This is a genomic window from Rhodococcus sp. PBTS 1 (genome assembly GCF_001620025.1).
In the GTDB taxonomy this organism is placed as follows: Bacteria; Actinomycetota; Actinomycetes; order Mycobacteriales; family Mycobacteriaceae; genus Rhodococcoides; species Rhodococcoides kroppenstedtii.
This window is the reverse complement of the sequence record NZ_CP015219.1, coordinates 2157390-2180243: the sequence shown is the minus strand read 5'-3', so window position 1 is coordinate 2180243 and position 22854 is coordinate 2157390. Positions and strand designations below refer to the sequence as shown.

The 22854-nt window shown below is 70.9% G+C and carries 15 protein-coding genes; 6 read left to right on the top strand and 9 right to left on the bottom strand.

What is annotated here, in order from left to right; translation table 11 throughout:
• Positions 1-3: 3 nt before the first annotated feature.
• Positions 4-852, top strand: coding sequence for a TIGR02569 family protein (locus A3Q40_RS09810; RefSeq protein ID WP_371828480.1), 849 nt, complete (start codon positions 4-6; stop codon positions 850-852).
• A gap of 96 nt (positions 853-948) precedes the next feature.
• Here A3Q40_RS09810 and atzF read toward each other — a convergent pair whose 3' ends face one another.
• The 9 genes from atzF to A3Q40_RS09765 all read right to left on the bottom strand — a co-directional run bounded on the left by atzF (position 949) and on the right by A3Q40_RS09765 (position 13132).
• Positions 949-2667, bottom strand: coding sequence for an allophanate hydrolase (gene atzF / locus A3Q40_RS09805; protein ID WP_068101873.1), 1719 nt, complete (start codon positions 2665-2667; stop codon positions 949-951).
• On the bottom strand, positions 2664-6383 hold the full coding sequence (uca, locus tag A3Q40_RS09800) for an urea carboxylase (RefSeq protein ID WP_082833853.1): 3720 nt from the start codon (positions 6381-6383) through the stop codon (positions 2664-2666). Before uca ends, atzF begins: the two co-directional genes overlap by 4 nt.
• A 57-nt stretch (positions 6384-6440) precedes the next feature.
• The gene (locus tag A3Q40_RS09795; RefSeq protein ID WP_068101871.1) at positions 6441-7154 is read right to left on the bottom strand and encodes a GntR family transcriptional regulator; all 714 of its coding nucleotides are present in this window, start codon (positions 7152-7154) and stop codon (positions 6441-6443) included.
• Complete coding sequence (gene urtE, locus A3Q40_RS09790; protein WP_068101869.1) at positions 7154-7846, bottom strand: urea ABC transporter ATP-binding subunit UrtE; 693 nt, start codon at positions 7844-7846, stop codon at positions 7154-7156. The genes A3Q40_RS09795 and urtE overlap by 1 nt, the downstream gene beginning before the upstream one ends.
• The gene (gene urtD, locus A3Q40_RS09785) at positions 7830-8738 is read right to left on the bottom strand and encodes an urea ABC transporter ATP-binding protein UrtD (RefSeq protein WP_082833852.1); all 909 of its coding nucleotides are present in this window, start codon (positions 8736-8738) and stop codon (positions 7830-7832) included. Before urtD ends, urtE begins: the two co-directional genes overlap by 17 nt.
• Positions 8735-9904: an urea ABC transporter permease subunit UrtC gene (urtC, locus tag A3Q40_RS09780; protein WP_082833851.1), complete on the bottom strand. Its 1170-nt coding sequence runs from the start codon at positions 9902-9904 to the stop codon at positions 8735-8737. The genes urtD and urtC overlap by 4 nt, the downstream gene beginning before the upstream one ends.
• Positions 9901-10785 carry an urea ABC transporter permease subunit UrtB gene (gene urtB / locus A3Q40_RS09775; RefSeq protein ID WP_068101867.1) on the bottom strand — a complete coding sequence of 295 codons (885 nt, stop codon included), beginning with the start codon at positions 10783-10785 and terminating at the stop codon, positions 9901-9903. The genes urtC and urtB overlap by 4 nt, the downstream gene beginning before the upstream one ends.
• Before the next feature lie 47 nt (positions 10786-10832).
• Positions 10833-12107, bottom strand: coding sequence for an urea ABC transporter substrate-binding protein (gene urtA, locus A3Q40_RS09770; protein WP_068101865.1), 1275 nt, complete (start codon positions 12105-12107; stop codon positions 10833-10835).
• Positions 12108-12469: 362 nt separating this feature from the next.
• Positions 12470-13132, bottom strand: coding sequence for a FadR/GntR family transcriptional regulator (locus tag A3Q40_RS09765; RefSeq protein WP_068101864.1), 663 nt, complete (start codon positions 13130-13132; stop codon positions 12470-12472).
• 90 nt (positions 13133-13222) lie between these two features.
• Here A3Q40_RS09765 and A3Q40_RS09760 point away from each other — a divergent pair, with 90 nt between their 5' ends.
• The 5 genes from A3Q40_RS09760 (at position 13223) to nirB (ending at position 22794) form a co-directional block, all read left to right on the top strand.
• Entirely contained in the window at positions 13223-14491 is a 1269-nt protein-coding gene (locus tag A3Q40_RS09760; RefSeq protein ID WP_068101862.1) for a CynX/NimT family MFS transporter, read from the top strand.
• A gap of 689 nt (positions 14492-15180) precedes the next feature.
• Positions 15181-16578 carry a nitrate/nitrite transporter gene (locus A3Q40_RS09755; protein ID WP_139203835.1) on the top strand — a complete coding sequence of 466 codons (1398 nt, stop codon included), beginning with the start codon at positions 15181-15183 and terminating at the stop codon, positions 16576-16578.
• Positions 16575-18713: a molybdopterin oxidoreductase family protein gene (locus A3Q40_RS09750; protein ID WP_068101859.1), complete on the top strand. Its 2139-nt coding sequence runs from the start codon at positions 16575-16577 to the stop codon at positions 18711-18713. Before A3Q40_RS09755 ends, A3Q40_RS09750 begins: the two co-directional genes overlap by 4 nt.
• Positions 18710-20302, top strand: coding sequence for an FAD-dependent oxidoreductase (locus A3Q40_RS09745; RefSeq protein ID WP_069972926.1), 1593 nt, complete (start codon positions 18710-18712; stop codon positions 20300-20302). The genes A3Q40_RS09750 and A3Q40_RS09745 overlap by 4 nt, the downstream gene beginning before the upstream one ends.
• Positions 20299-22794 carry a nitrite reductase large subunit NirB gene (gene nirB / locus A3Q40_RS09740; protein ID WP_068101857.1) on the top strand — a complete coding sequence of 832 codons (2496 nt, stop codon included), beginning with the start codon at positions 20299-20301 and terminating at the stop codon, positions 22792-22794. The genes A3Q40_RS09745 and nirB overlap by 4 nt, the downstream gene beginning before the upstream one ends.
• Positions 22795-22854: the final 60 nt, after the last annotated feature.

The following is a 22854-nucleotide window of genomic DNA, read 5'->3' as shown; positions in this document are numbered from 1 at the left end:
ATGATGCCGGAACCACCTCAGCACGTCATCGGCACTTTCGGCCTCCGCGGCTCCGACCCGGTCCCGCTCGGCGACGACTGGGACGGCGGATGGCGTCTCGGTGACGTCGTGCTCTCGCCCGTGGCCGATCACGCGCGCGGTGCCTGGTCGGCGAAGGTCCGCGAGACGCTCGAGGTCGAGGGGGTGCGGCTCGCCCGCCCGGTGCGGTCCACGGACGGCCGGTACGTCGTGTCCGGGTGGCGCGCCGACACCTACATCGAGGGCGCGCCCGAACCTCGGCACGACGAGGTGGTCTCCTTGGCCACCCGACTGCACGTGGCCACGTCCGCGCTGGAGAAGCCGCGGTTTCTCACCCAGCCGCCGGTGGCCCCGTGGTCCGACGTCGACGTGTTCGTCGCGGCGGATCGTGCTGCGTGGGAACCGGTTCCGTTCCGGTCGGCCCGCGCGGGCGGGGCGGTGGAGCCGACGTCGCCCGACGGGGTACGCAGCATGGAACTGATCGGCCGGCTCGCGACGCTGCGGCGACCGGTGCAGGAGCCGGACCAGTTGGTCCACGGGGACCTGTTCGGCACCGTGCTCTTCGACGGCGCCCGCGCGCCCGGACTGACCGACATCACCCCCTATTGGCGTCCCGCTGCATGGGCCGCGGCGGTGGTCGTCGTCGACGCGGTGTCCTGGGGCGGCGCGGACGACGGCCTGGTCGGCCGGTGGGAGGACCTCCCGGAATGGCCGCAGATGTTGTTGCGGGCCATCATGTTCCGGCTCGCCGTCCACGCGTTGCACCCTCGCTCGACGGCCGAGGCGTACCCCGGCCTCGCGCGGACCGCCGACCTGGTGCGGCTCCTGCTCTAGAGCCGGGCGGCGCCGTCGGCACCGACGAGACGGCCGCCGCCGTCAGTACCGACGAGACGGCCGCCGCCGTCAGTACCGACGAGACGGCCGCCGCCGTCAGCGTGCCCGATACGCCCGCCACCCGCCGTACTCGGTGATGTCCGTTCCGGCGTCGGCGGCCTCCTGGCTGCAGGTGAAACCCGTCACCCACCGCCCGTCGGACAGTTCCACCGGGCCCAGTCCCATGGGCGAGGGCAGCGCCGCCAGGAACGTGCCGAGGTGCGCCGGGGCAAGGCGGTAGAGCTCGCCCGCGATCTCGGCGCCGCCGTCGCCCACCCGGACCAGTCCCGGCTTGGGCGGCTCGGTGTGCAGGTCCCGGAGCCGGTAGGCCGTGGACGTTCGCACCTCGCCCAGGAACCGCGCCCGGCGCTCGACGAGCTGGCCGTGCGCCGGAAACCCTGCGAGATGGGCGCCCACCACCAGGACGTCCACGCCGTCCGCGCCGAGGTCGGGACTCGGCTCACCGACCAGACGCGCCGCGACGTCCACCGCGACCTGATCGTCGAAGCGGTCGGTGACGAGCATGACGCCGAACGGGTCGCCCGCGGCGGTCGCGACGCCCGGCACGGCCACGGCGGCCAGGTCGAGCAGGTTGCAGAAATTCGTGAACGTCCCCATCCGACGGTTGATCGCCACGGGCTCGGCCTGCACCGCCGCGATGGTCGGGTGCTCGGTGGTGGTGGGCAGCAGCAGCGCGTCCACGTCCGCGAGCATCCGCACCGCGAGGGCCCGGACCCGGGTCAGGCGGTCGAGGTCGGCGACGTACTCGTGCGCGGCAGGTGCCTTCGCGCCCCGCACGATGGCGGCGACCGTCGGGTCCGTGCTCGCCGGCGCCGTCTCGAGGAACGCTCCCACCGCCGCGTACCGCTGCGCCACCATGGCTCCGTCGTAGAGCAGCGTGGCCGCGTCGAGCAGGGCGGAGACGTCCACCGTGACGGTGTCGATCCCACGGTCGGCCAGCCCGTCGACGGTCGCGGCGAACGCGGCGGCGAACTCCGGCGACAATGCGGTGAGATCGTCCGCCCGCGGCACCGCGACGCGCGGCCGGGGCGCGGCGGCCAGGCGAACGGCCGCGGGCCACGACCGGCTTCGCGGGTCCTCGTCGTCCGGCCCGATCATCGTGCGCATCGCGGCGGCCGCAGTGGCGAGGTCGGCAGCGAACACGGTGACCGCGTCGTAGTCCACGCAGGCCGGCACGACGCCCGCGGTAGGGACGAGACCCAGGGTGGCCTTGATGCCGACCAGGTCGTGCAGTGCGGCCGGCACCCGACCGGATCCGGCGGTGTCGGTGCCGAGCGCGACGTCGACCACGCCGAGGGCCACGGCCACCGCCGATCCGGCGCTCGACCCGCCGGACACCCGCTCGGGATCCCACGCGCAGCGCACCGCGCCGTGCGGGCTGCGGGTGCCGACCAGGCCCGTCGCGAACTGATCGAGATTGGTCGTGCCCAGCACCAGCGCGCCCGCGTCGACGAGCCGTCGGACGGCCGTGGCCGACTTCTCGGCGACGACGCCGAATTCCGGGCAGGCCGCGGTGGTCGGGAGTCCGACGACGTCGATGTTGCCCTTGACGGCGACGAGCAGGCCGGCGAGAGGGAGGTCGGCACCGTCGGCCAGGCGCTGCTCGACGGCGTGCGCGTCGTCCAGGACCTCACCCTCCGGTCGCAGGTCGATCCACACCTCCGGCCGGTCCTCCTCGCCGAGGCGCTTGTATGCCAGGGCCACGCGCTGCGACGGGGGCAGCGTGGGATCGATGCGGTCGGCGACGACGCTCATGCGAGGGTGTTCCCTTCGGTTGCGGGGGTGGGTTCTTCGGTCCGGAGGGGGACGGTGATCAGTAGCGGACTGCCGGGTTCGACGCGGTCGCCGGGGGCGACGGTGACGGCGACGACGCGCACGGCGTCCGAAACGGTCACCGGCAGTTCGAGTTTCATCGCCTCGAGCACCACCGCGGTGTCGCCGGCCGCGAGGACGTCGCCGGCGGAGACGTCGACGCGCCACACGCTGGCGACCATCGGGGCCTCGACGACCGTGCCCCCCGCGGGGACGTCGAGGTCGAGCGCGCCGGACGCGACGGCAGGGTCCACGTCGGTCTGCCGGGCGTCGAACTCGCCGGATTCGCGCCAGGTCTGTTTCTCCCGCTCGAAGGCTGCGCGTTGACGGCTGTCGAACTCGGCGATGGACTCGGCGTGCTCGGCCAGGAAGCCGCGGTGCTCGGCGAGGGAGAAGTCGCCGTGCTCGATCGCCGGGTCGAATCGCCCGGCGCGAGCGTCGGCGCGGGCCTCGGTGAGTTCGTCGGGGGTGACCGGTGTCCACGAGATGCGGTCGAACCAGCGGAACAACCACGGCACCCCGGGTTCGAACGGCGCTCGCTGGGTGTGACCGGACCAGATCGGCACCGTGCGTCCGATCAGCTGGTAGCCCCCCGGCGACTCCATGCCGTAGACGCAGAGGTACTTGCCGCCGATGCCCACGGCGTCGGACGGCGTCCACGTCCGCGCCGGGTTGTACTTGGTGGTGACCAGGCGGTGTCGTGGGTCCAGCGGAACGGCCAGGGGCGCACCGAGATACACGTCGCCGAGTCCGAGCACCAGGTACTCCGCGTCGAAGACTATGCGTCGGACGTCGTCGACGGAGTCGAGACCGTTGATGCGCCGGACGAATTCGGTGTTCGACGGGAGCCACGGCGCCGTCGGGCGGACGCCGCCGCGGTAACGATCGATGGCCTCGAGGATCGAGGGATCGTCGAAGGACAGAGGCAGGGTGATGCGGCGGCTGGGGACGACGATGTCCGCCGTCGGCGGGAGGTCCTCCTCGATCTCGGCGAGCAGTCCCACCACGGTGCGGATCGGCAGTCGGTCCGGATCCACGTGCAGGTGCAACGATCGCACGCCGGGTGTCGCGTCGAGCAAGCCGGCGGGCGCCCGCTCGGCCAGCGCCGCGGCCAACGCGTGCACCCGGATCCGCAGCCCGAGATCGAGTTCCATCGGTCCGTATTCGACCAGGACGTTGTCGTCCCCGCCGCGCAGGTAGCGGACTTCCGGCCGGCCGTCGCCGGCGTCGCGACGGCCGAGAACACCGTCGTCGTCTTCGCGGCGACCGAGCAGCGCGGGTGTCGGACGGTCCTGTGCGCGTGCGGCATCGGACCGCAGGGCGTCGGCGCCTGCGTCGGAGACGGGGACGAAGCGCACCGTGTCGCCCGGCCGTATCTGGCCCAGCTTCCAGCGATGTGCGGTGACCACCGTGAGCGGGCAGGCGAAGCCGCCGAGGCTCGGCCCGTCCGGACCCAGCAGGATCGGGGTGTCGCCGGAGACGTTGAGTGCGCCGACGCTGTACGGGCAGTCGTGGAGGTTCGACGGGTGCAGTCCGGCGTCGCCGCCGTCCGTGCGCGCGAACTCCGGCTTCGGACCCTCGAGCCGGATGCCCGTCCGGTTGGCATGCGCCGAGACGGTCCACACCGACTCGTAGAACAGATCGAGATCGGCGCGGGTGAAGTAGTCGGGAGCGGGGTGCGGGCCTTCCCCGACCGCGAGGTGCCAGTGGTGGGTGAACTCGGGTCGGTCGGCCGGATCCACGGGCGCCGGATCGGAGACACCGACGTCGGTACCGGCCGGACGCAGCACGTCGCCGGTCACGAGCGCGCGGCCGGTGACGCCGCCGAAACCGCCGAGCGTGAACGTCGCCGCGCTGCCGTGGTAGTCCGGCGCGTCGAACCCGCCGCGCACGGCGAGATACGTCCGCAGTCCGGTGTCCGCGGGTGCGCCGAGGTCGAGCACGCCGCCGGCGGGCACGGTGACGGCCTCCCACATCGGCACGGGTTCGCCGTCGAGGGTCACCGGTGCGTCGGCTCCGGTGACGGCGACGACGGTCGGGTGCGAGAACCGCAGACGCGGCCCGGTGAGGGTGCATTCGAGGGCCGGGAGATCGTCGTTGCCGACGAGTCGGTTCGCCAGCGTGAGCGAGAGGTCGTCGTACGCTCCGGACGGGGGGATGCCGACGTTCCAGAGACCGGTCCGTCCCCGAACGTCCTGGACGGTGGTGGAGACGCCGGCGCGCTCGACGTCGATCCGAGGGCCGTCTGTCGGGAGGTCGGCGAGCGTGCCCGTGGTGTGCACGGCCTGCACGACCGGCTCGGCCACCGCCGCGATCCGCAACTGGCCGAGGTTGGTGGACACCCCGTGCAGCCGGGACCGGGTCAGAGCGTCGTGCAGTGCGTGGAGCGCATCGGTGCGATCGTGTCGGTGCACGATCACCTTGGCGAGCATGGGGTCGTAGTAGGAGCTGACGGTGGTGCCGGTCTCGACGTGGGTGTCGATGCGCGCGTCGTCCGGAAACGCCACGTCGGTGAGCAATCCGGCGCTGGGTCGGTAGTCTCGGCCCGGATCCTCGGCGTAGACGCGGGCCTCGACGGCGTGTCCGGTGATCGCGGGGCCGGAGTCGGGGACGTCCGTCAGCATGGAGCGGTCGCCGCCGGCGAGCCGCAGCATCCACCCCACCAGATCCACCCCGGTGACCGCCTCGGTGACGGGGTGCTCCACCTGCAGCCGCGTGTTCACCTCGAGGAAGGACGCCTCCTCGCGGTCGACGTCGTAGACGAACTCGACCGTGCCGGCGGAGCGGTACCGCTGCGCGGCCGTCAGGGCCCGCGCCGACGCGAGCACCTGCTCGGCGACGGCCTCGGGCAACGCCGGAGCGGGGGCCTCCTCGATCACCTTCTGATTGCGCCGCTGCAGGGAGCAGTCGCGGGTGCCGAGACTGACCACCCGGCCCTCACCGTCGCCGAACACCTGCACCTCGAGGTGGCGGGCGCGTTCGACGAAGCGCTCGAGGAACACCCCGGACGAGCCGAAGTTGTTCTCCGCCAGACGGATCACGCGATCGTAGGCGGCGACCAGCTCCTCGGGACTTCGGCACGCCTGCATTCCGATGCCGCCTCCGCCGCCCACGGCCTTGAGAATGACGGGGTACTCGATCGCAGCCGCGGCCGCCACCGCGTCGTCGGGACCGGCCAGCAGGCCGCTGCCCGCGACCAACGGGACGCCCGCCTCGGCGGCCGCACGGCGCGCCGTGTGCTTGTCGCCGAACACCCGGAGATGGTCCGGTGCGGGGCCGACGAAGAGAAGTCCCGCCGCCTCGACCGCCGTCGCGAAGTCGACGTTCTCGGAGAGGAATCCGTAGCCCGGATGCACTGCCCCGGCGCCCGTGGCGAGCGCGGCGTCGACCACGGCGTCGGCCCGCAGATACGACTGCGCGGCCGGGGCCTCGCCCAGGCGTACCGCCTCGTCGGCCATGCGGACGTGCCGGGCGTCACGATCGGCGTCGCTGTACACCGCGACGGTCCGCAACCCCAGCTCCCGCGCACCGCGGACGATGCGGCAGGCGATCTCGCCGCGATTGGCGACGAGCAGCGTGTCGAAGGACAGGCTCGCCGCCGCGGCGGTGGCCGCGTCGGTCGAGGGGCCGGCGGTTGTCCGGCCGAGCAGTTCGGTCATGAGTCGGTCCTGTTCTGGGGCGGGCGGGGTCGGTCGGGGTCGGTCGGGTCGGATCGGTCAGTGCCGCACGGCGTGGACGAGGTGGGCCATCGACAAGGCGGTCGTGGCGCGGTCGACGACGACGGCGCGGGACTGGTCTATGTGGTCGAGCAACGTGGTCCGGGCGTCGGAGAGTGCGCCGTCGAGCAGTTGTTCGCCGATGAGCACGTGCTCGTCGACGGTGGCCCGCATGCGATCGGGGGTCAGGTAGTCGAACATGCGCACGGGACGGATGCGCGCGTTGACGGTGCGGAGGGCGTCGGCAAGCGCCGCATTCCCGGACGCGAGCAGGATCCCCACGTGGAACTCCTCGTCCCGCGTGACGAACCCCGCGTCGGGATCCGGCGGGTCGTGCCGCAGGCGACGCCACGACTCGACGATCTCCGCCAGCGCGGCGCGGTCGTGCCGCGGCACGCTGTCCTCGTCGCCGGTCACGCGGTCGATTCCCCTGAGCTCCAGGGTGATCCGCAGCTCGTAGAGGTCGGCGATCTCGGCCAGACGGGGACGGTAGGGGAGCAGGCCGCGGTCGTCGCGGCGGAGCAACCCGTCGGAGAGCAGCCGCGCCAGCGCCTCGCGGACCGGTGTTCGAGACACCCCGTAGAGCTCGGCGAGGCGTTCCTCGCCGAGACGCTCCGCGGGATCGAGAGCGCCGGCCATGAGGTCCTGACGCAACGTGAGGTACACCCGGTCGCGCAACGGTCCGGTTCCGATCAGAGGGGACGTCCCGGTCATCAGATGGCCATCGCCGCACGCACGTCGCTCTCGGCGCCGAGACCGCCGGCTCCGGTCGCGGTGATCCGACCCGATTCGAGGACGTGGTAGGTACGCGCCGCGCCCAGAGCGAACCCGATGTGCTGCTCCACCAACAGAACCGACAATCCGCCCCGCTGCGACAACGCCACGATGGTCCGCTCGATCTCCGCGACCACGGACGGCTGGATGCCCTCCGTCGGCTCGTCCAGCACGATCACTCGGGGCTCGGTGATGAGGGCTCGGGCGATCGCGAGTTGCTGGCGTTGCCCGCCGGACAGCAGCCCGGCTCGGCGGGACAGGAGATCCTTCAGGGCCGGGAACAGGTCGAGGGCCTCGTCGATCAAGGTGCGACCCCGCTTGCGCCCGTCGGCGACCACCTGCAGGTTCTCGGCCGTGGTGAGCTGCCCGAACGACTGTTGTCCCTGAGGAACGTAGGCCAGTCCGCGGGCGACCCGTGCACTCGGCCGCATCGACGTCACGTCTTCGCCGTCGAGGACGACGCGTCCCGACGACGTCTTCAGCAGTCCGACCGCGGCTCGCAGCAGCGTGGTCTTCCCGGCGCCGTTGTGCCCCATGACGGCGACCACGGCGTCGTCCGGAACGGTCAGGGACACCCCGTGCACCACGTCGCTGCGGCCGTAGCCGGCGTGGACGTCAACGAGTTCCAACATGGTCGTCCTCCTGACTGGCGGTGTCGTCGGGGCCGCGGACGGCGGCGGTGTCGGCCGAGCCGCCTACGGCGGCGGTGTCCGCGGAGCCGCCTACGGCGGCGGTGGTGCCCAGGTACACCCGCTGGACCTCCGGGTTCGCCTGGACCTCGGCCACGGTGCCCTCGGCGAGGACCCGTCCGCCCGCCAGCACCATCACCGACGTCGCGAAGCGGCGCATGAACTCCATGTCGTGCTCGACCACCACGACGGTGCGGTCGGCGCCGATGCGGCGCAGGAGCTGACCCGTGGCCTCTCGCTCCTCGTGGCTCATGCCGGCGACGGGCTCGTCGAGGAACAGCACGTCGGCGTTCTGCACCAGCAGCATGCCGATCTCGAGCCATTGCTTCTGCCCGTGCGCCAGCGACCCGGCCGGGGTGTCCCGACGGTCGGTGAGACCGATGGTCTCGAGCGCGTCCTCGACGGCCGTCGGCACCGAACGCCGACGACGCAGCAGGGTGCGCCAGGGCCGCCCGGCACCGGCGGCGATGTCGAGGTTCTGCAGCACCGTGAGGTTCTCGAAGATGCTGGCGGTCTGGAACGTGCGGCCGACGCCCAGGCGGGCGATGCGGTGAGTCTTCTTCCCCAGCAACTCGACGCCCGACTTGGTGACGGACCCGGTGGCGGGCACCAGGCCGGTGATCGCGTCGATGAGGGTGGTCTTGCCTGCGCCGTTCGGGCCGATGAGGAAGCGCAGATCGCCCTGCATCAGCGTCAGGTCGACGTCGGTGTTGGCCTTGAAACCGTCGAATTCGACGGTGAGACCGCGGACTTCGAGGTACTGGCTCGACATGCCGGCGTTGCCGCCGTAGGTCGGGCCCACCGAGGGTGCCGCGGTGGTGGGGACCGGGGTCATCGGACCGGCTCCTTGTCCGTCGTCGGGGTGGTCGCGTTCGTCGCGACGTCGTCTGCAGGGGCGGTGGTCGTGTGGAGCTCGACGGGCCGCTGTCCCGGCGCGGGCGGTGCCGGCTCCATGCGCTGTCGCTGTCGGCGCAGCGCGAACAGACCGGCCGCACCGGCCGGGAAGAAGCCGACCACCACGACGAACAGCAGGCCCTGGGCGTACGTCCACCCGGACGGGAACTGTTCGGAGAGCGTGGTCTGTGCCCAGGCAACACCGATCGCCCCGAGGACCGGGCCGAGCAGGGTGGTGCGGCCGCCGATCGCGACGCCGATGAGGAAGGCAATCGACGGCACGACGCCGACGTCGTTGGGGGAGACGATGCCGACGATGGGCACGAAGAGGGCACCCGCCAGACCCGCGAAGAACGCGGCAACGACGTAGGCGACCACCTTGATCGTCGCCGGGTCGTAGCCGAGGAACCGCACGCGTTCCTCCTGGTCCCGCACGGCGACCAGGAGTTCGCCGTAGCGCGAGTTCATGAGGGCGCGCACCACGTACACCGCGCCGAGCACGGTGGCCGCGGCGACGAAGAACAGCATGCGCTGGTTGGCCGGATCGCTGAGGGTGAAACCGAAGAACGTCCGGAAACGGTTGAGGCCGTTGGATCCTCCGGTGGACTGCTGGCCCACGAGGAGAATCGCGAACGCTGCCGCGAGCGCCTGGGACAGGATGGCGAAGTAGGCACCCTTGACGCGCCGCTTGAACACGCCGAGCCCGAGCAGCAGCGCCAGCAGTCCCGGCAGGACGAGGATGCCGAGCACGGCGACCACGGGGGAGGCGAACGGCACCCAGTACGAGGGCAGTTCACGGATGCCGGCGATCGACATGAAGTCCGGCACGGCGTCGCCGCGCAGGGTGGCGTCGGCCATCTTCAGGTGCATGGCCATGATGTAGGCGCCGATGCCGAAGAAGACGCCCTGCCCGAGCGTGAGCATCCCGCCGCGTCCCCAGGCGAGGCCGATGCCCACCGCGACCAGGGCGTAGCAGAGGAACTTCGCCAGCAGGCTCAGCCGGAAATCGCTGAGCACCGCCGGCGCCACCGCGAACAGCAGGATCGCGGCGATACCGAAACCCGCTGCGGCGCGGAACCTTTCCGGCACGATCGTGGAGACGGTCATACGAGGCTCCTGGTCTTGACGGCGAAGAGGCCCTGCGGTCGGGCCTGCAGGAAGGCGACGATGAGCACGAAGACCACCACCTTGGCGACGGAGGCCGTGGTGCTGTACTCGACGAACGAATTGAGGATGCCGAGAGCGAAGGCCGCGATGACGGCACCCTTGATCTGGCCCAGCCCGCCGACCACCACGACGAGGAACGCGTCGATCAGATAGCTTTGTCCCACCGTGGAACTCGTCGATCCGACCAGAGTGAGCGCCACGCCGGCGACGCCGGCGAGTCCCGACCCGATGAAGAACGTCGAGATGTCGGTACGTCGCGAGGAGATGCCCGACGTCTCGGCGAGATCGCGGTTCTGCACCACCGCCCGGATGCGTCGTCCCATCGGCGTCGTCTTCAATGCCAGGGCGAGGACCGACACGGCCACGACGGCGAGAACGAGAATGAAGATCCTCGTCTTCGGAACGACGGCGCCGAGCACATCCACACCGCCCGAGAGGAAGTCCGGTGCGACGACGTTGACGGCCGGTGCGCCGAAGATGTCGCGGGCGAGTTGCTGGAGGATCAACCCCACACCGAAGGTGACCAGCAGGGTGTCCAGCGGGCGGTGGTACATCCGCCGGATGAGCGTCACCTCGAGCAGTGCGCCCATGAGCCCACCGACGAGGAACCCGGCCACCAACGAGATCAGCAGCGACGCGCCACCGGCGCTCGTCACCTGTTGCACCACGTACGCGGTGTAGGACCCCGCCATGATGAACTCGCCGTGCGCCATGTTGACCACACCCATCTGACCGAAGGTCAGGGACAGGCCCAGCGCCGCGAGCAGGAGGATCGATCCGATCGAAAGACCCGTGAAGAGTTGTCCGACCACGACGTCCATGTGTTCTCCTTCCTCCGCTCGGCCCGCTCGCGACGCGGGCCGGGCAGTCAGTTGAGGTCGCCGGCCCAGTCGTAGGACTCGAGGAACGGATCGGGCTCGATCGGCGCGGGGGACTCCCACACCGTGTAGATGAGGCCGTCGGGACGGATCTCGCCGATGCGCGCGGTCTTGGAGATGTGGTGGTTGTCGCCGTCGACGACGACGGTGCCCTCCGGTGCGTCGAACGAGACGCCGTCGGCCGCGGCCTGGACGTCCGGCACGGCGAACGAGCCGGCCTTCTCGACCGTGTTCTTCCACAGGTAGACCGAGGTGTACGCGGCTTCCATCGGATCCGACGTGGGCTTGTTCTGGCCGAACTTCGCCTTGTACGCCTCGACGAACGCCGTGTTCTCGGGGCTGTCGACGGTCTGGTAGTAGTTCCAGGCGGTGAGCTGACCGGCGATGTTCTGGGCGCCGATGCCGGCCACTTCCTCCTCGGCGATCGACACGGAGATCACGGGCATGTCGGCGGCGGTGAGGCCGGCGTTGGTGTACTCGCGGAAGAACGCGACGTTGGAGTCTCCGTTCAGGGTGTTGAACACCGCGTCGGCGTCGGCCGACCGCACCTTGTTGACGATGGTCGAGAAGTCGGTGGAGCCCAGCGGGGTGTAGTCCTCGCCGCGGATCTCGATGCCGTTGGCCTCGGCGTAGGCGCGGATCTCGCGGTTGGCGGTCTGCGGGAAGACGTAGTCGCTGCCCACCAGGTAGAGGGACTTGACGCCCTTCTCCTTCAGGTAGTCGAGCGCGGGCACGATCTGCTGGTTGGTTGTCGCGCCGGTGTAGAAGATGTTCTTCGACGCTTCGAGGCCCTCGTACTGGACGGGGTAGTAGAGCAGGGCGTCGTTGTCCTCGAAGACCGGCAGCATCGCCTTGCGGGAGGAGGACGTCCAGCCGCCGAACACCGCGGCGACACAGTCACTGCTGATGAGTTTGTCGGCCTTCTCGGCGAAGATCGTCGGCTCGGACGCGCCGTCCTCGGCCACGATCTGCAGCTGCTTGCCGAGCACACCTCCGGACGCGTTGATCTGTTCGACCGCGAGCGCGATCGAATCCCGCACCGTCACTTCGCTGATCGCCATCGTTCCCGACAGTGAGTTCAGCGATCCGATCTTGACGGTGTCTCCGCTGGTGTCCACACAGGATGCCGGTGCGCCGGCAGCACCGGACTCCGCAGTGTCTCCGGCGCGGGCACCGCACGCGGAGAGCGTGAGGCCGACGACGGCGATCAGGGCCGGGGTGACGACGAGCGGAGAGCGAAGGTGGCGACGGGAGCGTGCTTCCATGGCGGGTGGACCTCTCGGGTCGATGCAGTGACGAATGATGGTGCGCACGAGCAGTTCTCGACCTTTTCCGGGTCGGCGCAGGTGTGCGCGTACAGAGGCGTATACAGCGCTGTATGCGAGGAGAACGGTACGAAGCGGGTGTTTCCGGACCGCAGAATCGGTGTGACACTTGCGTATCCGAGGTGACAGCCGTGTTACGCGGTCCGGCCCGTCGTGACGCGGGCCAACCGGTGGCGGTCGGTGTGGTGACAGGGTGTGGTTCGGGTGGCTCCGGATCCGCTGGGGTTTCCGTGATCCGCGTGGGCTGCAGTTGCGGCGGAGTGCTGGAACCGGCGCGGATCGGGCGAGGGCTCGGCGCGAACTCAGTCCGAGTAGTGGGCCGACACCTCGGCGAAGAGTTGTCGTGCGGCCGCGGCGGCGGCGTCGGGGTCTCCCGCTATCACGGCGTCGACGAGAGCCCCGTGCTCGTCGTGGAACCCGCGGCGGGTCTCGGCGACGTGTCGGGACACGGATTCCTCGATGGTGGGGAGGGCGAGGTCGTAGAACTCGAGGTACACCGCGTTGTGGCTGGCCGCGACGATCGCGCGGTGCAGCGCCGTGTCGAGGGCGAGTGCCTCGGCGCGGTCACTGTCCCAGGACCGCTGCCGTCGGTCACGGATGTCGCACAGGGTCCGGACGTCGTCGTCGGTCCGTCGACGAGCGGCCAGGGTGGCGGCGGTGACGTCGAGGGCCTGTCGGAGCTCGAGCACGTCGCGGGACCGCGAGGCGGCGAGGAACCGCCCGACGGTGGCCTGGACGTCGGAGGCGGCGACGACGTACGTCCCGGATCCCTGACGACGGTCCAGCATGCCGGCGTGGACGAGGGCTCCCACCGCTTCTCGCACCGTGTTGCGGCCCGCGCCGGTGAGGCCGACCAGGTCTGTTTCGGTGGGGATGCGAGTCCCGACGGGCCACGTACCGTTCTCGATCTCGCGACGGAGGCGCTCGGTGACCCGGTCGATCAGGCTGGGGCGGGCGGGCGGCACGCTGTCTCCTCCGATCGGGGCGGGTCTGTCTTTCTTGTCTGCGACGACGGGTCTTTGCCCCGACGAACGAAGTCATCCTATGATTTTTCGGTGTCGACGCCCACCTCCACCGCATCTCGCCCTGCGCCGCTGCCGCTGATCCGCGGGCGCGTCCTCGTGTTCGCCGCGATCGTGCTGTCGGCGTTCACCCTGCGGTCCGCGGTGACCTCCATCTCTCCGCTCTTCCCGCGCATCGGCGACGACCTCGGGTTCGGGGCCGGGGTCATCGGCGTCCTGGGCATGGTGCCGACGCTCATGTTCGCGGTGTTCGGCGTCGCAGCACCCGCGATCGCCGTGCGCCTCGGACTGGAACGCACGGCGCTGGTGGCGGCGCTGGTTACGGCGGTGGGGATTGTCGCGCGCTCGTACGCACCGGGGACCGTGAGCCTGGTGCTGCTGTCCGCGGTGGCGCTGGCGGGCATGGGCGTCGGCAACGTCGTCATTCCGCCGCTGGTGAAGCGGTACTTCTCCGACCGCGTGGCGGTGATGAGCACCGTCTACATCTGCTTCCTGCAGTTCGGCACGATCGTCCCGTCGCTCACTGCCGTTCCGGTCGCCGATGCCCTCGGATGGCGAGCGTCCCTCGCCGTCTGGGGTCTCGCGGCAGTCGCGGCGGCCGTGCCGTGGTTCGCGGTCGGCGTGATCGACCGACGGTCCCGCACCACGACGGCGACCCCCGTGACCGCGCCGCAGTCGGAGTCCCCGGCCCCCGCCGGCCCGCGGGTCGCTCCGTGGCGGACGTCCCTCGGGTGGGGGATGGCGCTCATGTTCGGCATGACGTCGCTGATCACCTACTCCTTGTTCGCCTGGCTGCCGTCGTTGCTCGTCGAGTCGGGTGTGTCCGAGAGTGCGGGTGGTGTCGCCGTCGGTGTGTTCAGCGCGCTCGGATTGGCGGCGTCGTTGGTGGCTCCGTGGCTGGCGACGCGGATGGTGAATCCGTTTCCCGTCGCGGTCGCCTGTGCGGCGTTCTTCCTCGCCGGGTTCGCAGGGCTGTACTTCTCGCCGGGGCACCTGACGCTCCTGTGGGTCGTGCTGGTCGGCGCGGGCCCGACGACGTTCCCTCTCGCCCTGACCCTCATCAATCTGCGGACCCGCACCGAGAAGGGCTCGTCCGCGCTGTCCGGGTTCACGCAGGGAGTGGGATACCTGGTGGCGTGCTCCGGTCCGCTGCTGTTCGGCGCCCTGCACGAGGCGTCGGGCGCGTGGACCTGGTCCTTCGCCTTCCTCATCGGAGCGGTCGTCGTTCTGCTGGTCGCCGCGCGCGCCGCGTGCCGACCGCGGGTGCTCGAGGACGTGCTCGCCGCCCGCCACACCCCGTAGCCGGGCCCGATCCGCGCCGGTTTCAGTGATCCGCCGCAGCTGCAGCCCACGCGGATCACTGGAAGTCGCGCGGATCGGAAGCGGCTGTGCGTGGACCCGATCCGCGCCGACTCCGGACCAAGCGCAGTAGCGACAGGGGGCGGTCGGATCCGCGCCGGTTTCAGTGATCCGCCGCGACTGCAGCCCACGCGGATCACTGGAAGTCGCGCGGATCGGAAGCGGCCGAGCGTGAACCCGATCCGCGCCGGTTCCGGACCAAGCGCAGTTGCGACAGGGGGCGGTCGGATCCGCGCCGGTTCCAGCGATCCGCCGCAGCTGCAGCCGACGAGAACCACTGGAAGTCGCGCGGATCGGCATGGGCCGAGCGTGAACCCGATCCGCGCCGGTTCCAGCGATCCGCCGCAGCTGCAACCCGCGCGCATCACCGAAACTGCCGCGGATCTCGCCGACCGCGGGTGCGCAGCGCAGCTCGAACCCGGCGCAGTCGCGCACCGAGCACCCCGTAACACCGACCTCACCGCGCCCCCGCTGCGAGCGTGAGGTCGAATTCATCGACCGGTCACAACCAGAAGCGTTCCCGCAACACGAGTTTCCTATCTTTGGGCTTCCCCGAGATCAGGAGGCCGTCCGTGACCAGTGTGTCGGACCACAACGCAGCGACGTCCACAGCACCGACGTCCGCAGCCCCGGTGGTGCACAACCACCGCATCGCTCACTGGGACCCCGAGGATGTCGAGGCCTGGGAGGCCGGCGGCAAGCAGATCGCCCGACGCAACCTGATCTGGTCGGTGGTGGCCGAGCACGTGGGCTTCTCCATCTGGTCGATCTGGTCGGTGATGGTCCTGTTCATGCCGATGGACGTCTACGGCATCGATCCCGCCGGGAAGTTCTTCCTGGTGGCCGTCCCCACGCTGGTGGGTGCGGTCCTGCGTATTCCGTACACCTTCGCCACTGCCACCTTCGGCGGCCGCAACTGGACCGTGTTCAGCGCGCTGGTGCTGCTGGTCCCCACGGTGCTGACGCTGTGGTTCATGGTCAACCCCGCCTCGTACACGACGTATCTGATCGTGGCGGCGTTCGCGGGCCTCGGCGGCGGCAACTTCGCGTCGTCGATGACCAACATCAACGCGTTCTACCCGCAGCGTGAGAAGGGCTGGGCCCTGGGGTTGAACGCGGGCGGCGGCAACATCGGTGTCCCGGTCATTCAGCTGCTCGGCCTGCTGGTGATCGCGACCGTCGGCAACACCGCGCCGGAGATCGTCTGCGCCGTCTATCTCGTGCTCATCGCGATCGCCGCCGTCGGCGCCGCGATGTTCATGGACAACCTCGACAACCAGAAGACCAACGGCCGCTCCATGATCGACGTTCTCCGCCACTCCGACTCGTGGTGGATCGCGTTCCTCTACATCGGCACATTCGGCTCGTTCATCGGCTACAGCTTCGCGTTCGGGCAGGTGTTGCAGATCAACTTCCTCGCCGGCCTCACCGACGGCGGCCCGGTCACTCCCGCTCTGCAGGCGCGCGCCTCGCTGCTCGCCGCCCAGATCGCGTTCCTCGGACCGCTTCTCGGCTCGCTGTCCCGACCGATCGGCGGCAAGCTCGCCGACCGACTCGGCGGCGGACGCATCACGCTCTACACCTTCGTGGCGATGATCTTCTCCGCCGGCATCCTGGTGGCCACCGGCATGATCGACGACGCCTCACCGGGCGCCGCGACCGGCACCATGATGACCGCGTACGTGGTGGGCTTCATCGCCCTGTTCGTCCTGTCCGGGCTGGGCAACGGGTCGGTCTACAAGATGATCCCCGCCATTTTCGCGGCGAAGGCCGCGGCGATGACCGAGGCCACCGCCGAGGAGCGGGCCGCCTGGTCCCGCACCATGTCCGGCGCGCTGATCGGCATCGCCGGTGCCGTCGGCGCCCTGGGTGGCGTGGGCATCAACCTGGTCCTGCGAGCGGCCTACACCGGCGCGGACAAGTCCGCCACCAACGCGTTCTGGGTCTTCCTCGGCTTCTACGTCGCCTGCGCCGGGGTGACCTACGGGGTCTACCTGCGCCGGTCGAATCGCGCAACGGTGGCGGTATGACCGTCGTCGAGATCGGTCCGGTCACCGACCGGCGCGAGCCCGCGGCCGTCGGCACCGCCACGCACTGTCCCTACTGCGGACTGCAGTGCGCCATGACGGTCACCGGCGACGGACCCGCGACGGCGACGGTCGAACCACGGCAGTTCCCCACCAACCGGGGTGGGTTGTGCCGCAAGGGATGGACGGCGGCCGACGTGCTGCGCGTCCAGGATCGACTGACCACTCCGCTCGTCCGGGTGGACGGGGATCTGGTCCCCACCTCCTGGGAGCACGCACTGGACCTGGTCGCGAGCACCCTGACGAAGCTCCGTGCCGAGCACGGGCCGGATTCGGTGGGCGTGTTCGGGGCGGGGGGCCTGACCAACGAGAAGTCCTACCTGCTGGGCAAATTCGCGCGCGTCGCGTTGGGCACCTCCAACATCGACTACAACGGTCGCTTCTGCATGTCGTCGGCCGCGGCCGCGGGTAACCGGGCGTTCGGACTCGACCGGGGCCTGCCGTTCCCGGTGTCGGACGTCGGATCCGCCCGCGCCGTGCTGATCCTCGGCGGGAACGTCGCGGAGACCATGCCGCCCTTCACGGCGCACCTCGCCACCGCCGCGGAGGCCGGGGGGCTGATCGTCGCGGATCCGCGCCGTACCCCGACGGTCGACCGGGCGCTCGCGGCCGGCGGTGTGCATCTCCAGCTCTCGCCGGGAACGGATCTCGCTCTCGCCCTGGGCATGACGCACCTCGCCGTCGCCGAGGGCTACGCCGATCGCGACTATCTCGACGAGCGCACCGAGGGGTTCGACGCCTTCTGGGCGACGGCCGCGCAATGGTGGCCCGAGCGGGCCGAGCGGGTCACCGGGGTTCCGGTCTCGCGGATGCGCGAGACCGTCCGCGCCCTCGCGGAGTCCCGCGACGCCGGGACCGGTGCCTACGTTCTCACCGCACGCGGCGCCGAACAGCACGCGTCCGGGACCGACACGGTCTCCGCCGTCATCGCCCTGGCGCTGGTCCTCGGTCTGCCCGGCAACCGGGGGACCGGTTACGGGGCGATCACCGGGCAGGGCAACGGTCAGGGCGGACGTGAGCACGGGCAGAAGGCGGACCAGCTGCCCGGCTATCGATCGATCACCGATCCCGCCGCGCGAGAGCACGTCGCGGGCGTGTGGGGTATCGACTCGGCCGACCTTCCAGGTCCGGGCCGGAGTGCGTACGAACTGCTCGATTCCCTCGGCCGTGCCGACGGGCCGCGCGCGCTGATGGTGCACGGGTCCAACCTCGCCGTCTCCGCACCCCGTGCCGCGCACGTCGTCGACCGCCTCGACGCCCTCGAGCTGTTGGTGGTGACGGATTTCGTCCTGTCCGAGACCGCTGCTCGCGCCGACGTGGTGCTCCCGACGCTCCAATGGGCGGAGGAGGAGGGCACCATGACGTCCCTGGAAGGGCGAATCCTGCGTCGCCGCCGGGCACTTCGCGCTCCGGACGGCGCTCGCGGTGAGCTGGACATTCTCGCGGACCTGGCGGAGCGGCTCGGCCAGCCCGCGGACCGCTTCCCGCGTGACGCGGCCACGGCGTTCGAGGAACTCCGCCGTGCCTCGGCCGGTGGCCCGGCCGACTACTCCGGAGTGACCTACGAGCGGCTCGACGCCGGCGAGGCTCTCCACTGGCCGGTCCCCGCCGTCGACCACCCGGGGACACCCCGACTCTTCCTCGACCGGTTCCGAACCCCCAGTGGGCGTGCACGATTCACCGTGGCCGATCACGTCGGACCCGCGGAGACCGTCGACGAGGACTTCCCCCTGCTCGCCACGACGGGCCGGGTGCTCGCGCACTACCAGTCGGGCGCTCAGACCCGCCGCGTCGCCGAGCTGGTCGCCGCGACGGGACCGATGTTCGTCGAGGTCCACCCGGACACCGCGGAGCGAGCCGGCCTCGCCGACGGAGACGCCGCGTCCGTCGTCTCACGTCGCGGAACCACCCGCGCCCGGGTGAAGACCGAGGCGACGATGCGGCTCGACACCGTCTTCCTCCCGTTCCACTTCGCCGGGGCCGAGCGCGCCAACCTGGTGACCAACGACGCTCTCGATCCCACCAGCCGGATGCCCGAGTTCAAGGTCGCCGCCGTGCGATTGGAGCGCGCGTCATGACCGATTCCACCGCACCGCACCGCGTCGTCGTGGTCGGCAACGGTCTGGCCGGCGCACGGCTGCAGGACGAGGTTCTCCGCCGCGACCCGGCCGGCGAGCGCGTCCGCGTGGTCGTGTACGGCGACGAGCCGCACCCCGCGTACAACCGCATCCTGCTCTCCACCGTGGTCGCGGGTCGACTGCGCCCCGAGGACATCGGGCTGCGTCCCTCGTCGTGGGCCGACGACCATGCCGACCGGACGCACCTCGGGGTGAGCGTGACGGGTATCGATCGCGCGCGCCGGACGATCACCCGATCCGACGGTCGCACCGACACCTACGACACGCTGGTCCTCGCCACCGGCTCGTCGGCGGCGTTGCCGCCCGTCCCGGGTCTGCGCGACGACGACGGACGACCGGCGCCCGGCGTCGTCACCTTCCGGACCCTCGAGGACTGTGCCGCCATCGCCGCGTCGGCCGGGCCCGGATCCCGCGTCGTCGTCGTCGGTGCCGGCCTGCTGGGCGTCGAGGCCGCCCGCGGCGCCGCGCTGCGCGGCGCGCAGGTCACCGTCGTCCATCCCAAGACCCACCCCATGGAGAAGCAGCTCGACCGGGCCGGGGGAGCCGTCCTCGCCCGCGTCCTGCGGGAACTGGGCATGGACATCGCCCTGGGCGCCCGGGCCGCCGCCGTGCGACACGTCGACGGTGCGCTGCAGGTCGACCTGACCGACGGCACGTGCGTCGACGCCGATCTCGTCGTGGTCACCGCCGGCGCCCGCCCGAACACCGACCTCGCCGTCGCGTGCGGACTCACCGTCGGGCGCGCCGTGGTGGTCGACGACCGGCTACGCACCTCCGACCCCCACATCCGCGCGATCGGCGACTGCGCCGAGCATCGCGGCGAGGTGTACGGACTGGTGCAGCCGGCCTGGGAGATGGCAGCCGTCCTCGCCGACGACCTGTGCGGCGTCGACGGCTCCGCCTACGAGGGCAGCGCCGTGGTGACGCGCCTCAAGGCGCACGGCATCGACCTCGCCTCGATGGGCTGCGTCGAGACGCCCGACGACGACGAGACCGAAGTCCTCACCCTCAGCGACCCCACCCGTGGCCGTTACGCCAAGGTGCTCGTCCGCAAGGACCGCCTGATCGGCGCCGTCATGCTCGGCAACCCCGAGGTGGTGGGCACGCTCGGCCAGTACTTCGACGCCGGCACGCCCGTCCCGAGCGACCGCATGACCCTGCTGCTGGGGCACCTCGCCGGCGGTCCTGCCGAGACGAGCTCGCCGTCGACCATGCCCGACGCGGCCGTGGTCTGCCGCTGCAACACCGTCACCAAGAAGCACCTGGTGGCGGCATGGCGACGCGGGTGCCACACCACCACCGCGATGGCGCAGGCGACCCGCGCCACCACCGGCTGCGGCAGCTGCGTCTCGGCCGTCGACGGTCTCTGCGAGTGGCTGCACCGTGCCGATCCACCCACCGCAGACCCACCCACCGCCGATCCACCCACCGCCGATCCACCCACCGCCGACCCACCCACCGCCGACCCACTCGCCCCCGCTTCGTCGCCCGATCCCCGCCCCACCAGTCTCGTGAGGAGCTCGACATGACCCGCACCGCAGTCGTCGTAGGACACGGCATGGTCGGCCACCGATTCGTGGAAGCGCTGCGTGCCCGCGACACCGACGGCGACTGGACCGTGACCGTGCTGTGCGAGGAGCCGATCCCGGCGTACGACCGGGTGGGCCTGTCGTCCTACGTGGGTACCTGGGACCACCGCGAGCTTGCGCTCGCCGGGAACGAGTACGCCGCAGACGACGCCGTCACGCTGCGCACCGGGGTACGGGCCGTGTCGGTCGATCGCGACCGACGCGTCGTCGTCACCTCGGACGGGGACTCCGTCGCGTACGACGCGCTGATCCTGGCCACCGGCTCGTACCCGTTCGTGCCGCCGGTGCCCGGCCACGACCTCGATCGCTGCTTCGTCTACCGCACCGTCGACGATCTCGACCGGATTCGCGCCTGCGCCGACGCGGCGGGCGAGGGTGCGGTGGGCGTGGTGGTCGGCGGCGGTCTGCTCGGACTCGAGGCGGCGAATGCGTTGCGGCAGTTGGGCATGACGCCGCACGTCGTGGAGTTCGCACCGCGACTGATGCCGCTGCAGGTCGACGAGGGCGGCGGTGCGCTGCTGAAGCGGCTGGTCTCCGAACTGGGTGTCGTCGTCCACACCGGCGTCGGCACGTCGGCAGTCGCGGACAACGGCCACGGTATCGACGTCACCCTGGCGGACGGGACCGTGATCGACGCGTCGCTGCTCGTCTTCTCGGCCGGCGTGCGCCCCGCCGATGCCCTGGCTCGTGAGGCCGGGCTTCCCCTCGGCGAGCGCGGCGGCGTCCTCACGGACACGACCTGCCGTACCGAGGATCCGCACGTCTGGGCCATCGGCGAATGCGCCGCCGTCGACGGACGCTGCTACGGGCTGGTGGCGCCGGGATACTCCACCGCTGAGGTCGTGGCCGACCGATTGGTCGGCGGCGCAGCGGAATTCCCCGGTGCGGACCTGTCCACCAAGCTCAAGCTGATGGGTGTCGACGTCGCCAGCTTCGGCGACGCACTCGGCGTCACCGACGGCGCGCTCGAGGTGGTGCTCAACGACGCCGCGAAGCGGACCTACGCCAAGCTGGTCCTGTCCGACGACGCCTCGACCCTGCTCGGCGGCATCCTGGTCGGCGACGCGTCCGCGTACGCGACGCTGCGGCCGATGGTGGGCCGCCCGCTGCCCGGCGATCCGGCGTCGTTGATCTCGCCGGCCGGCGAGAAGATGGGGATCTCGGCGTTGCCCGACGACGCGGAGGTCTGCTCCTGCAACGGCGTCACCAAGGGCGCGATCTGCTCGGCGATCGCGGACGGTGCGTGCGACCTGGCCGCGCTCAAGGGATGCACCACCGCCGGCACCACGTGCGGGGGCTGCCTGCCCTCGCTCAAGCAGCTGCTGGCCGCGGCGGGTGTGGAGATGTCGAAGGCGTTGTGCGAGCACTTCTCCCAGTCCCGACGCGAGCTGTTCGAGATCGTGTCGGCCACCGGGATCCGGACGTTCTCCGGCCTGGTCGCGGCGCACGGTCGCGGCGCCGGGTGCGACATCTGCAAGCCCGTCGTGGCGTCGATCCTGGCGTCGACGTCGTCGGAGCACATCCTGGGCGGCGAGCAGGCCGCGCTGCAGGACACGAACGACCACTTTCTCGCGAACATCCAGAAGAACGGCACGTACTCCGTGGTGCCCCGGATGCCGGGCGGGGAGTGCACGCCGGAACAGCTCATCGTGATCGGCGAGGTGGCTCGCGATTTCGGTCTGTACACCAAGGTCACCGGCGGCCAGCGCATCGACATGTTCGGAGCCCGGGTGGAGCAGCTGCCCGCGATCTGGAAGCGGCTGGTCGACGCCGGTATGGAGAGCGGTCAGGCCTACGGCAAGTCCCTGCGCACCGTGAAGAGCTGCGTCGGCTCGACCTGGTGCCGGTACGGCGTGCAGGACTCGGTGGGCATGGCCGTCGATCTCGAACACCGCTATCGGGGTCTGCGGGCACCGCACAAGATCAAGTTCGGCGTCTCGGGCTGCGCGCGCGAGTGCGCGGAGGCTCGCAGCAAGGACGTCGGCATCATCGCCACCGAGAGCGGCTGGAACCTCTACGTCGGCGGCAACGGCGGACAGTCGCCGAAGCACGCGGTCCTGCTCGCCTCCGGTCTCGACGACGAGACGCTGGTGCGCTACATCGATCGCTACCTGATGTTCTACGTCCGCACCGCGGACCGGCTGCAGCGGACGGCGCCGTGGATCGAGAGCCTCGAGGGCGGGCTCGATCACCTGCGGAGCGTGGTCTGCGACGACTCCCTGGGCATCGCGGCCGACCTCGAGGCGGCGATGGCCGCGCACGTCGAGGGCTATCGCGACGAGTGGAAGGGCGTTCTCGAGGACGAGGAGAAGCTGGCGCGGTTCGTCTCGTTCGTCAACGCCCCCGCCGAGCCGGACCCCACCGTCGCCTTCGACGAGTCCGGGGCCCGCAAGGTTCCGGTGCTGCTGGGGATGCCGAGCACCACCCGCTAGGGCCGACCGTCAGGACCACACACACGGGCAACGGCGCCGTAACCGACGAGAAACACCTGC